Origin of the sequence: Vibrio sp. 10N.222.55.C6 (assembly GCF_041473395.1) — a bacterium.
In the GTDB taxonomy this organism is placed as follows: Bacteria; Pseudomonadota; Gammaproteobacteria; order Enterobacterales; family Vibrionaceae; genus Vibrio; species Vibrio crassostreae_C.
In genome coordinates, this window is record NZ_JBFRSD010000429.1 from 1 (window position 1) to 760 (window position 760).

Here is a 760-nt window from a genome sequence, read left to right on the forward strand (position 1 = left end):
TTATACGTAGTCTTTGTACTTATCTAGGAAACGAACCGGCGTTGATAGTGCATCTCGGCGGAACGGGTCGCCCAATTCCTGAGTACACATGATTTCAATGATGGTTGTTTTGCCTTCGTTCATTTGCATGTCGATGGCTTTCTGTAGAGTTGGACCTACATCTTCTAGCTTATCAACCGTGATACCTTCAGCGCCCATTGCTCGTGCGATTTCCGCAAAGCTTTGGTTGTCCAGTTCACCAGCAACAAAGCGTCGGTTGTAGAAGTCGACTTGATTCTTCTTCTCTGCACCCCATTGACGGTTGTGGAATACCACGGCTGTCACAGGAATGTTATGACGAACACATGTCATGGTCTCCATCAAGCTCATGCCCCATGCGCCGTCACCTGCATAGGAGATAGCTGGACGATGAGGTGCCGCTGCTTTCGCACCAATGATGGTCGGGAACGCATAACCACAGTTACCGAAACTCATTGCAGCAAAGAAGCTACGTGGTTTTTCAAAGCGTAAGTAGCTGTTTGCCACTGAGTTGATGTTACCGATGTCCGTCGAGACCATTACGTCTTCAGGCATCGCTTTTTCTAGCTCACGCAATACTTGGCGTGGGTGTAGATATTCGCCACCAGAGAACGGAGTCTCGTGAGAGTTTTCTTCAATCATATCCAAGCTGAACGAGTCACGTTCGTGTGTCCACTCATCAAGCTCTTTTTCCCACAGTGCTTTCTCTGTTGCTACTGTATCTTGACGAGCGCCTTTATTG

General features: G+C 48.2%; 1 protein-coding gene. It reads right to left on the reverse strand.

What is annotated here, in order from left to right; all coding sequences use genetic code 11:
* Nucleotides 1-760: thiamine pyrophosphate-dependent enzyme (locus AB4486_RS24445; protein WP_372119235.1), on the reverse strand; the 760-nt coding region annotated here is incomplete at its 5' end.